The 11,753-nt window shown below is 65.7% G+C and carries 10 protein-coding genes; 2 read left to right on the top strand and 8 right to left on the bottom strand.

Annotation, left to right across the window (positions count from 1 at the left end; genetic code table 11):
- Window positions 1-10: 10 nt before the first annotated feature.
- The 8 genes from ACIPL0_RS27640 to ACIPL0_RS27605 form a co-directional block, all read right to left on the bottom strand.
- Window positions 11-967, bottom strand: coding sequence for an amidohydrolase family protein (locus ACIPL0_RS27640; protein WP_400602926.1), 957 nt, complete (start codon window positions 965-967; stop codon window positions 11-13).
- A complete protein-coding gene (locus ACIPL0_RS27635) occupies window positions 964-1,932 on the bottom strand; it encodes an amidohydrolase family protein (protein ID WP_400602927.1) in 969 nt (322 codons plus the stop codon). Before ACIPL0_RS27635 ends, ACIPL0_RS27640 begins: the two co-directional genes overlap by 4 nt.
- A 17-nt stretch (window positions 1,933-1,949) precedes the next feature.
- Complete coding sequence (locus ACIPL0_RS27630; RefSeq protein ID WP_400602928.1) at window positions 1,950-2,408, bottom strand: thioesterase family protein; 459 nt, start codon at window positions 2,406-2,408, stop codon at window positions 1,950-1,952.
- A 44-nt stretch (window positions 2,409-2,452) separates the two neighbouring features.
- Entirely contained in the window at window positions 2,453-4,369 is a 1,917-nt protein-coding gene (locus ACIPL0_RS27625; protein ID WP_400602929.1) for a TRAP transporter large permease subunit, read from the bottom strand.
- A 14-nt stretch (window positions 4,370-4,383) separates the two neighbouring features.
- On the bottom strand, window positions 4,384-5,427 hold the full coding sequence (locus ACIPL0_RS27620) for a TRAP transporter substrate-binding protein (protein WP_400602930.1): 1,044 nt from the start codon (window positions 5,425-5,427) through the stop codon (window positions 4,384-4,386).
- A 92-nt stretch (window positions 5,428-5,519) separates the two neighbouring features.
- Complete coding sequence (locus ACIPL0_RS27615; RefSeq protein WP_400602931.1) at window positions 5,520-6,728, bottom strand: CaiB/BaiF CoA transferase family protein; 1,209 nt, start codon at window positions 6,726-6,728, stop codon at window positions 5,520-5,522.
- 1 nt (window position 6,729) lies between these two features.
- The gene (locus ACIPL0_RS27610) at window positions 6,730-7,509 is read right to left on the bottom strand and encodes an enoyl-CoA hydratase-related protein (protein WP_400602932.1); all 780 of its coding nucleotides are present in this window, start codon (window positions 7,507-7,509) and stop codon (window positions 6,730-6,732) included.
- Between the two features lie 110 nt (window positions 7,510-7,619).
- Window positions 7,620-8,756 (bottom strand): iron-containing alcohol dehydrogenase, encoded by a 1,137-nt coding sequence (locus tag ACIPL0_RS27605; protein WP_400602933.1) that lies wholly within the window; start codon window positions 8,754-8,756, stop codon window positions 7,620-7,622.
- Window positions 8,757-8,931: 175 nt separating this feature from the next.
- Here ACIPL0_RS27605 and ACIPL0_RS27600 point away from each other — a divergent pair, with 175 nt between their 5' ends.
- Together ACIPL0_RS27600 and ACIPL0_RS27595 are read left to right on the top strand one after the other, a co-directional pair.
- Window positions 8,932-9,861, top strand: coding sequence for a LysR family transcriptional regulator (locus ACIPL0_RS27600; RefSeq protein WP_400602934.1), 930 nt, complete (start codon window positions 8,932-8,934; stop codon window positions 9,859-9,861).
- A gap of 134 nt (window positions 9,862-9,995) precedes the next feature.
- Window positions 9,996-11,333, top strand: a complete 1,338-nt coding sequence (locus tag ACIPL0_RS27595; protein WP_400602935.1) for a PQQ-dependent sugar dehydrogenase — start codon at window positions 9,996-9,998, stop codon at window positions 11,331-11,333.
- Window positions 11,334-11,753 lie beyond the last annotated feature (420 nt).

Raw genomic sequence — 11,753 nt, 5'->3', positions numbered from 1 at the left:
GGAGGCAGAGTCAGGCCAGGCGATACAGGCGCCTGGCGTTGTCGTGAAACAGGGACAGCCGTTCGGCGACAGAGCGCTCGCCGACGATGGCCTTGAAGCCGTCAAAGATCTCGCCGAGGCCATTCACCACGCCGTCCACCGGGTAGTTGCTGGCGAAGGCGCAACGGCTGACGTCGAAGATCGCGATGGCGTCGTTGACGATGGTTCGATTGGCCTCCAGCGGCCAGGGTTGGCCGGGGATGCAGATGCCGGAAATCTTCAGCGCGACGTTGGGTTCGCGGGCGAAGAGCGCCAGCGCCTTGCGCCAGCCGGCCAGGCCTTCGGCGGAGCGGTCTGCTGGCAGACCGGTGTGGTTGAGCAGTATCGGCACGTCGGGAAAGTCCCGGGCCAGTTCCGCCGCCTCCGGTAAATGCCACCACGGCACCTGAAGCTCGAAATGCAGCCCGTGTTCGGCCAGCAGCCCGTAGCCGTCGCGCCAGCGCGGATCGCGCATGGAGCCAGGCACCGCGAAGTCTTCGCGCCAGTCGTGACGTTCACAGGCGGTCGGTTTGTGGCGCACGCCGCGCAGCAGCGGGTGAGCGCCGTACTCACGCAACACCTCGGGTGCGTCTTCGCGGTCCAGCCAGACTTGGCCGACCATGGCGCCGATGCTTGGCTCCTGTGCGGCGAGGGACTCGACGAAGCGCACTTCGGCGGCTGGCGTCGCCGGGTCCCATTCGCCTTCGATGACCACGGTCTGCACGATGCGATGGCGACCGCGCTGTGCGTGGTAGTCCTGCGGCAGGAAATTGCGGCAGATGGCGCTGTAGTCGCCGTAGCGGAACGGCCGCAGCGGCCGGTCGTTGAGCCACGGGTAGTAATGCCGTTCGACGTCGAAGTAATGCTGATGGACGTCAATCATCGGCAGGTCGTCGTCGGCGCCGCTGGCGAGAAAACGCGCGCGCCAGTCGATGGAAGGTTCGCTCATGACGCGGCTCCGTCATTCAGATCCAGTCGATAAAAGCGCCGGGCATTGCCGGCGAACACGGCCTCCTGTGCGGCTCGGCCCAGCGGTTCCAGCATCTTCGCCACGCCATCGGCAACGGTGTCGTAGGACGCGCGCAGGCCGGCGACCGGGAAGTTGCTGGCGAACATGCAGCGCTCGACGCCGAAGATCTCCACGGCGGTGGCGACCACCACGCGGTTGTCCTCGTAGCGCCAGGGTTGATCCTTGAGACCGAACTCGGACAGTTTGATGTGCACGTTGGGCTGAGCCGCCAGCGCCTCCAGGCCTTCACGCCAGCGGCGCATGCCGGACGCGCTGCGGTCCCAGGCAAAACCGGTGTGGTTGAGGGCGATGGGCGTGCGCGGGAACAGCGCCGCCACCTCGGCAGCTTCCTTTAGATGCCACGGCGGCACGCGCAAATCCCAGGACAGGCTGTGCTTTTCCAGCAGGGCAAAGCCCTCCAGCCATTTCGGGTCCTGCATCGTGCCGGGGGCGCCGGCCACGCTGATCTCGGGCGAGGCCGAGGTCACGGGTTTGGAGCGAATACCACGCACCAGCGGACGCGCCGCCTGGGACGCCAGCTGTTCGGCGCTGTCGTCGCGGTCGAACCAGGCGTGGGCGACGATGGCGTTGGGAAAGCCGAAGCGGGCGTGAACCTGCTCCAGCCACAGGGTTTCCGCCAGTTGCTGGTCGCGGGCGCGTTCGGCTTCGACATGCACCGTGCCGATCAGGCGCTGACGCTGGGTCAGGGCAAGAAACTGTTCGGGCAGAAAATCCTGGCACAGGGCGCGGTAGTCACCGAGAAAAAAGCCCTGGTGATAGTCGTCCTGCAACCAGGGGTAATGGCCGCTGGCGAGGTCCCACAAATGGTGATGGGCATCGACCACGGGCAGGGCGTCGGTGGCAGCCAGGTTCGGCAGGCCGTTGCGTTCATGCAAGCTGATCATGGCGGGCGTTCCTGGCTTCACCGGGACGCGGCCAGACGCGCCGTGCTCAGCAGGCTGTCTTCGCTATGCCCGGCCAGCGCCGACGCCGCCTTGGCCTGCACCCGGCTGCGCAGCTTGGCGACGTTGATCACCACGCGGGTGTGGGCGGCGGTCGCCACCAGTTCCACCTCGTCGCGGACCTCGACATTGAAGGTCACGCTGCGGCCTTCGATGCGGGTCACGCTGGCGAGGATGGTCACCGACATGCCCTCCAGGGTGGCGCCGACATGGCGGATGTCCACCGCCGCGCCGACGCTGTTTTCGCCCTCGCCGAGGAAGGTCAGGAGGAAATCCAGGCACGCCTGTTCGATGTCATCCACCAGCCGGGGCGTCGCATAGATGCGCAGGTCGTCGCCGAGAAACGAGATGGTGCGTTCGCGGTCGACGGTCAGGTGACGCTCGAAATACGCGTCGCTGTTGAGGGTGGAAAAATTCATGGGTTACCTCGACATCATGGACAGGAAAAAAGAACGACCGGGCGTTAAAGCGCAGGCAAAAAGCCGATGGAAATCCACGGCACGGCGATGAGTACGGCCAGGGCCACCACCAGTGCGCCCAGATACGGCCAGACCCGGCGCATGGCCCCGGTCGGGTCGACCTTGGCGATGGCGCAGGCGGCGTAGAAACCGACGCCGAACGGTGGCGCGAACAAACCCAGGCCCATGGCGAAGATCGCGACCATGGCGTAATGCACGTCGTTGACGCCCATGGCCCGGGCAATCGGAAACAGCAGCGGACCGAACAGGACGATGGCCGGAATGCCTTCGAGGAAACTGCCCAGCAGCACGAAGGCCACTGCCGAAATGATCAGGAAGCCCAGCGCGCCGCCCGGCACCGCCGCCATCAGCTGCGCCAACTGGTGCGAAAAACCCGACTGGGTCAGGGCCCAGGCCATGGCCGTGGCGCTGCCGATGATGATCAGGATCGCGCCGGACAACGACGCGGTGCCGACCAGGATCGGGTACAGCCGGCGCCAGTCGAAACAGCGGTAGCAGGCCAGGCCGATGACGAAGGTGTAAGCCACGCCGATGGCGGCGACTTCGGTGGCGGTGGCGATGCCTTCGACCACCGCCGTGCGGATCACGAACGGCAACGCCAGCGCCGGCAGGGCGACCAGCAGCGCATGGCCGATCTGCCGGGCGCTGGCGCGTTTGACTTCGCTGGCGGCGCGCTTGCGGTTTTTCCACCAGACCACCACGGCCATCGCCAGCGCACCGACCACCGCCGGCATGAATCCGCCGGTGAACAGTGCCGAGATCGACACGCCGGTCACCGAGCCGATGGTGATCAGCACCAGGCTGGGCGGGATGGTTTCCGACATGGCGCCGGTGGCGTTGAGCATCGCCACCAGTTCGTTTTCGTCTTCGCCACGTTTCTTCATTTCCGGAAACAGCGCCGGGGCGATGGCCGCCATGTCGGCGGCCTTGGAGCCGGAGATTCCGGAAATCAGGTAGATCGCGCCGATCAGCACGTAGGACAGACCGCCGCGCACGTGGCCGATCAGCGAGCAGAGAAAGGCGATCATCGCCCGCGCCATGCCCATGGCTTCGATCAGCGCGCCGAGGAACACGAACAGCGGAATCGCCAGCAGGATCAGGCTGGCCATGCCTTCGTCCATGCGCCCGACCACCAGGGTCAGCGGCGTGCTGGTCAGGCTCGACAGGTAGGTCACGGTGGCGAGGCCAAAGGCGACCATGATCGGTACACCGAGGACGATCATCGCCATCACCCCGACCATGAAGAAAATGATCAGGTTCCAGTTACCCATCGCCAGCATCACGCTTTCGCCGCTCCACAACAGCGCAGCGATGGAACCGAGCAGCGCCACCGACACGGCAACGTCGGTCAGGCGCGCGCTGGTCAGCAGCCGCGCCACACAGGTCAGCAGCATCAGACTCAGGCCCACGGCAATCGCCGAGACGCGCAAGGCATTGGGAATCTCCAGTGCAGCGGTGGTGATGATCCACTCGTCGCTGACGTACTCCCACGCAGGCGAAAACAGCATGACCACGAAGGTGATGACGATCACCGAACCGAGGGTGTCGACAAAGGCCCGGCGCCGGGCGGGCAGGTGGGCGATGAACGAGGTCAGGCGCATGTGCTCGCCGCGCCGCATCGCCACCACCGAACCGAGCATCGCCAGCCACAGGAACAGCAGCGAGGCCAGTTCGTCGCCCCAGACAATCGGCTGGTTGAGCACGTAGCGCGAGAACACGCTGCAGAACAGCAACGCCACCTCGATCACCACCAGCAACGCCGCGCCGCCTTCGGTGCCCCAGCGCAGAGCCGCATCCAGGCCGTGGCCGATGCGTAACAGCGGGTTGCGCGAGGGTGCCGATGGTGCGCTCAGCGGCGGTGTGGTCATGGACATCTCGGTCACGGGGAGTTCGTTTTTCATGGCTGTGTCTCCGCTCACGACAGTTGACCGGCGTACTGCTCAAGCAGGGCCCAGGCTTCGTCGCCGTACTTTTTCTTCCATTGCGCGTAGAAGCCTTTCTGTTGCAGATCGGCGCGGAACTGCGCGCGGTCGACCTTGTTGAAGGTCACGCCCTTGGCGGTCAGGGTCGGTTCGAGGCTGGCGTTGAGGTCGATCACCTGCTGACGCTGCACCAGGGCTGCGGCGTTGATCTGCCGGGCGACCACCTCTTGCACATCGGCCGGCAGCTTCGGCCAGGTCTTGCCGGAAGCCAGCATCCAGAAGCCGCCCCAGATGTGGTCGGTCAGCGAGCAATATTTCTGCACTTCGTAGAAGCGTGCCGACTCGACCACCACCAGTGGGTTTTCCTGGCCATCGACCACGCGGGTCTGCAGCGCCGAGTAGGTTTCGTTGATGCTGATGCCGGTCGGCGCCGCGCCCAGAGCGCTGAACATCGAGGTCCACAGCGGGCTGACCAGCACCCGCAGCTTGAAGCCGGCCAGGTCCTGTGGTGTCTGGATCGGCCGCGTCGAACTGGTGATCTGGCGGAAGCCGTTGTTCCACACCTTGTCCATCGGGATCAGCCCTGCCTTGGCGGTCTGCGCCCGCACGTAATCGCCGAGCTTGCCGTCCAGCGCGGCCCACACGCTGTCGTAGTCCTTGAAGGCGAACGGCATGCTTTCGATGGACATCGCCGGCACCAGCGTGGAGAGGATCGCGCCGGGCAGCGGGATGAAGTCCACGGCGCCGGCGCGCACCTGGGACAGCATGTCGGTGTCGCCGCCCATGGACGCGTTGGCGTACACCTGCAGGTCCACCGCGCCATTGGTTTCGGTACGGATGGCGTCGGCGGCGGCTTTCATCTGCCGGTTCAGCGGGTGGCTGTCGGGCAGGCTGCTGGTGTAGCGCAGCACGATCGGCTTGCTGGCCGCGAAGGCCCACGACGGCAACAGACTGGCCGCCGCCACGCCACCGGCGGCAGCACCGGCAGACAGCAGAAAGGAACGGCGGCTCAGGCCTTCAGTCAGGATGCGACTCATGATGTTCACCTTGTTGTTCTTGTTGTGGGGATGGCTTGAAAACTCAAGGATGCGGCGCTCAGGCGCGCGCCGCATGGCTTGTGACGCAGGGCTCAGGACGCGCGCGCCAGCACCGCCTGGCTGCTGATCAGCTCGTCGATTTCGTCTTCGCCGTAACCGCTTTCGCGCAGCACTTCACGGGTGTGTTCGCCGAGCAGCGGGGCTGGGCGGCTGGCGGGTTTTTCGTTGTTATCCATGTCGGAAAAATGAATAGGCAGGCCGACACCGCGTACCCGGCCTTCGGTCGGGTGTTCGGTTTCCACGACCATGCCGCGCGCCTGGGTCTGCGGATGGGCGAGGGCGGCGGCGATGTCCAGTACCGGACCCGCCGGCAGACCGAGGCCGTCGAACAGCACCATCCACTCGGCGGTGGTGCGCGCCACCAGCACTTCGTTGAGGATTTCCACCAGCGCCGGGCGATGTTGCAGGCGCAGCGCGTTGCTGGCGAAACGCGGGTCGGCCTTGAGTTGCGGCACGGCCAGCGCTTCGACCAGACGCTCGTAGTTGGCCTGGTTGGCGGCGCCGATGTTGATCCAGCCGTCGGCAGTGCGGAACACCTGATACGGCGCGCTGGTGGAGTTGGCCGAACCCATCTTCGGCAGGATGGTACCGTCGGCGAAATACGAGGCCGCCGGCCAGTACATCTGTTGCAGGCCGGCCTCGAACAGCGAGGTGTCGACCATCTGCCCCAGCCCCGTGCGCTGCTTGTTGGTGTAGGCGGCGCAGATGCCCAGCGCAGCGAGGATGCCGGAGTTGATGTCGGCCACCGGCGAGCCGGCCTTGACCGGTTCGCGCCCGGCTTCACCGGTCATGCTCATCATGCCGCTCATGCCTTGGGCGATCAGGTCGAAGCCGCCCTTGTCGCCGAACGGGCCGCTGCGGCCGTAGCCGGAAATCGCGCAGTAGATCAGGCCCGGATTGAGGGTCTTCAGGGTGTCGTAACCCAGGCCGAATTTCTCCATGGTCCCTGCCCGGTAGTTTTCTGTGACCACGTCGGCGTCCAGCAACAGGCGGCGCAGCACGTCGCGGCCACCGTCGGTCTTCAGGTTCAGGCCAATGCCGCGCTTGTTGCGGTTGACCACCATGAACGCTGCCGATTCGCCGCTGGCCATGATCGGCGAGAAGCGCCGCGAATCATCGCCATCCGGGACTTTTTCCACCTTCACCACGTCGGCGCCCATGTCGGCCAGCATCATTCCGCACACCGGCCCGGACATGATGTGAGCCAGCTCCACGACGCGCATGCCTGTCAGCGGTCCCATGTCATTTCCCCTTGAACTGTGGCCGGGCTTTGTCGATGAAAGCGCCGAGGCCGATGTGAAAGTCTTCGCTGTCGTAGCAGAAGTAGCTGTGGCCGATCTGTGCGGCGGTCGGCGCGATGCCGGCTTCCAATTGCCGCGCGGCCTGGCGGTGCCAGCGTGCGACCAGAGGCGCACCGGCGCAGATGCGGCGGGCGGTGGCCAGGGTTTCGGCTTCGACCTGAGCGTCGGCGACGACGCGGGTTACCAGCTGTTTGGTGTAGGCGTCGGCGGCGTCGAGAATCCGTCCTTCGAGGAGGATTTCCAGGGTCGTCGAGCGCCCGGCGAGGGCCACCAGACCGGCCATTTCGTCGTAGGACATGACCAGGCCGAGCTTGCCGACCGGGGCACCGAAACGGCTGGACTCACCGCAGATGCGCAGGTCGCAGAGGGCGGCGATTTCCAGCCCGCCGCCGACGCAGACGCCGTGAATCTGCGCGACCACAGGGTGTGGGCAATCGGCGATGGTGCGCATCGCTGCCGAGGTGATCTCGGCGTAATGCCGGGCCTGTTCGGCGTTGGCGCGTACGGTGGGAAACTCGCTGACGTCGGCGCCAGCGGCGAAAGCGTGTTCACCGGCACCGCGCAGGATCACGCAACGCAGGTCGAGGTCGGCGGAGAGTTCGGCCATGACGTTGCGCAGGTCCTGCCACATGGACAGGGTCAGGGCGTTCATCTTGCCGGGGTTGTCGAGGGTGACGATGGCAAGCTGGTCTTGCCGTTCGATAAGCACACTGGGCTTCATGATGATTCGGCCGGCGCCGCGCGGCACAAGGCCGGCGCGACGTGGGTCATGCCTCCGGTTTTATTGTTGTGATCGGGCCTGCGTGGCGCGAGCCCGGGAATGGCGTGGGCCTACAGCGACTGCGCGAGCATCGAGCGGTAGTCGGCAGCCGAGGCTTCACGCGGGTTGGTCTTGTGGCTGTGGTCGTGCAGCGCGCCTTCGACGATGCCGGCGAATAGGCTTTCGTCGACACCGATCTCGCTCAGCCGCGTCGGCAGGCCCAGACGGCGGGTCATGGCTTCGATGGCCGCGCCGATGTCGGCATCGCTTTCAAGGCCCATGGCCTGGCGCAGGCGTTCGAGCTTGCGTTCGTCGCGCACACTCGGGGCGTCGGCGTTGAACTGCACCACCGCTGGCAAAAAGATCGCGTTGAGGGTGCCGTGGTGCAGCTTCGGATTGATCCCGCCCAGGGCGTGGGACAGGCTGTGGACGCAGCCCAGGCCCTTCTGGAACGCCAACGCGCCCTGCATCGACGCGCTCATCATGTTCAGCCGCGCTTCGCGGTTGCCCGGTTCGGCGGTGGCTCGTTCGATGTGCTGCCAGGCGCGCCACAGGCCGTCCAGAGCAATGCCGTCGGCGGCGGGGTTGAAGGCCGGCGCCATGAAGGTTTCGATGCAGTGGGCGATGGCGTCCATGCCGGTGGCCGCGGTCAGCATCGACGGCAGGCCAAGGGTCAGTTCCGGGTCGCAGATCGCCACGCGCGGAATCACATGGGGCGAGATCACCCCGACCTTGCGGCCGTCGTCGAGGATCAGGATCGCGCCGCGTCCGACCTCGCTGCCGGTGCCGGCCGTGGTCGGGATGGCAATCAGCGGCGCGGTGGCGGCGGTGATGCGTTCCAGGCCGCCTTCGATCACGGCAAAGCTGTGCAGCGGGCCTTCATGGGTGGCGCAGACCGCCGTGCCCTTGGCGAGGTCGATGGACGAGCCGCCGCCGACCGCGATGATGCCGTCGCATTCGGCGCTGCGGTACAGATCCACGGCTGCGCGCACGGCGCTCTCGTTGGGGTTGGGTGGGGTGGCATCGAAGATCGCCGGTTGCACACCGCCGAGGGCGGCGACGACCTTGTCGACGATACCGGCGCGGCGCACGCCGGTGTCGGTGACGATCAGCGGGCGGCGAATGCCGGCGCGTTCGGCTTCGCTGGCGAGGGTGTCGAGGCTGTCATAGCCGAACTGGATCTTGGTGACGTAATTGATCAGGGACATGCTTCACCACAAGTTATACAGGATTGTTATTGTCATAAGCGGTGTCTGCATTGCGGACGCTGTCCGTTGGCGCAAACCCGTTGCATTGCCTGGTTGTGGGGCGGACTATAGGTCCGCATCGCGCTGCTCCGGTACTGACGACTTTCGATACCCCTATAACTTTTATTCAATCCTCATGACGCCATCCCTGAACTCCATGATGTCCCGCCTGCACCTCAAACAGTTGCGTCTGCTGATCGCGCTGGACGAGCACAGGTCCCTGCTCGGCGCGGCCGGGCAGGTCGCGCTGACCCAGCCGGGCGCGAGCAAGGCGCTGCAAGAAATCGAAACCACCTTTGGCACGCCATTGTTCACCCGCACCCATCGCGGCCTGGAGCCGAACGACGCAGGGCGCTCGGTGATCCGCTACGCGCGGCTGGTGCAGACTGACCTTGCGCACCTGCGCGAGGAGATCATCGGCATCACCAGCGGCCAGGGCGGGCGCGTGTCGGTGGGCACCATCATGGGCGCGGTGCCGCTGCTGACCACGGCGATCAGCCGGATCATTACCGACAACCCGCAGATGTCGGTGGAGATCGTCGAAGACACCAGCGCCGCGCTGCTGGCGCAGGTGGATTCCGGGCGGCTGGACATGGCGATCTGTCGCACCACGGTGAGCAACACGCCGGAGCTGTACGACAGCGCGGTGCTGGTCGATGAAACACTGGCGGTGATCGCCAGCAACAAGCACCCGTTCGCCTATGCGCGCCACCTGACGCTCAAGGATCTGGCCGATTACCGCTGGGTGGTGTACCGCGCCAACATGCCGATGCGCGTGCTGCTGGAGCGCGAATTTCACGAGGCCGACCTGCGTTTTCCGCTGCACCTGCTGGAGACCACTTCGGCCTTGGCGACGCTGTCGCTGCTGCAGCAGAACCCGACGCTGGTGGCGCTGGTCTCAACCGATGTCGCGCGCTTCTGCGCCACCTATGGCTTCACCACCACGCTGGCGTTGCCGATCCATTCGCGCAGCGAACCCTATGAACTGGTGTCGCGCCGGGGCATGCCCGATTCGCCGGTGGCGCGGCTGCTGCGCGAGGCGTTGCTGCATCCTGCGGTGAGCTGAGCGTTCGACGGATTCGTGCCGCGCAGGCAAATATCATTTGTGTCCGTTGCGCTGTTTGCAGCGATGACGGGTGAGGATACTGGCGCCGCTGTTATCCCCATAACAGGCCCATGGAAGGCCGATGCGAGGTGAAAATGAACAAGCTGCTGCCCCCGTTTGCTGTGTTGATGACCGCTGCCGCGTTGCTCGCGGGTTGTGGCGAGTCGTCGAAGTTGCCGTTTCAGGCCGGCGTCGGCCCGTCGCCGCAGTTGCCCGAACCCACCAGCTCGCTGATCCCGACCCTGAAAGTGTCGAAGGCAGTCGGCTGGCAAGGCAGCGATGCGCCGAAGGCGCCTGACGGTTTCAAGGTCACCGCACTGGCCGACAATCTCGATCACCCGCGCTGGCTGTATCGGCTGCCCAATGGCGATGTACTGGTCGCCGAAAGCAACCACCCGCCGATGCCGGAAGGCGCCACCGATGGCGGCAGCGGTCCGGTGGCGTGGATCAAGCGCACGGCGACCAACTTCGTCATGAGCCGGGTCGGCGCCGATGCCCCGAGCGCCAACCGCATCACCCTGCTGCGCGATGCCGACGGCGACGGTCGTGCCGAGGTGCGCAAGGTGTTCATCAGCGGCCTGAGTTCGCCGTTCGGCATGGTGCTGGTCGGCAACGAGTTGTTCATCGCCAACGCCGATGCCGTGGTCAAGGTGCCGTACAGCGAAGGCCAGACCGAGATCAGCGCCACGCCAGTGAAAGTCACCGACCTGCCGGCGGGGATCAACCACCACTGGACCAAGAACGTCATCGCCAGCCGCGACGGCAGCAAGCTGTACGTGACGGTGGGCTCCAACAGCAACGTCGGCGAGAACGGTCTGGACGCCGAAGAGGGGCGCGCAGCGGTCTGGGAAGTGGACGTGAAAAGCGGCCAGAAGCGCCTGTTCGCCAGCGGCCTGCGCAACCCCAACGGCCTGGCCTGGAAACCGGGCAGCGACGAGTTGTGGACAGTGGTCAACGAGCGCGACGAAATCGGCAGCGACCTGGTGCCGGACTACCTGACCTCGGTCAAGGACGGTGCGTTCTACGGCTGGCCGTGGAGCTATTACGGCCAGCACGTCGACGTCCGCGTGCAACCGCCACGCCCGGACCGCGTGGCCGCCGCCATCGCTCCCGACTATGCGCTGGGTACTCACGTTGCACCGCTGGGCCTGACCTTCTCCGACTCGCGCGGCATGCCGGAAGCCTTCGCCAACGGCGTGTTCATCGGCGAGCACGGCTCGTGGAACCGCAACCCGCAGGCCGGTTACAAAGTGGTGTTCATCGGCTTCAAGGATGGCAAACCGAGCGGCACCCCGGTGGACTTCCTGACCGGCTTCCTCAATGCAGAAGGCGAAGCCCAGGGCCGCCCGGTGGGCGTGATGCTCGACAGCCAGGGCGCGCTGCTGGTGGCCGATGACGTGGGCAACAAAGTGTGGCGGGTGAGCCGACAGTAGCGTCCGCATGATCGCTGCCGCCGGCAAGCCGGACTGCTGCCGGTTTTGGGGCATCCGTTAGAGCTGCGGCAAACACCGATCCCCTGTAGGAGTGAGCTTGCTCGCGATGGTGGCGGGTCAGTCAATACGGCTTTGTCTGGACTGACGCTTTCGCGAGCAGAGCTCCCTCCCACGGCCTTCGGCCAGAAGCAAAATCGGCGGTGTTCGCTGGCCCGTAGCAGTCCGGCTTGCCGACGGTGACGTCCGCATGATCGCTGCCGCCGGCAAGCCGGACTGCTACGGGTTTTGGGTCATCTGTTGGAGAGGCGGCAAACATACAGATCCAGTGGGAGGGAGCCAACTGTCTTAAGCCTCCCACCCGACTAACGGCTGGCAGGCGAGTCTTGCCATGGTTTTCCATCCCGAACCATGGCATTCAGC

Origin of the sequence: Pseudomonas sp. NPDC090208 (assembly GCF_044746785.1) — a bacterium.
Taxonomy (GTDB): domain Bacteria; phylum Pseudomonadota; class Gammaproteobacteria; order Pseudomonadales; family Pseudomonadaceae; genus Aquipseudomonas.
This window is presented reverse-complemented; position numbering and strand designations above follow the sequence as displayed.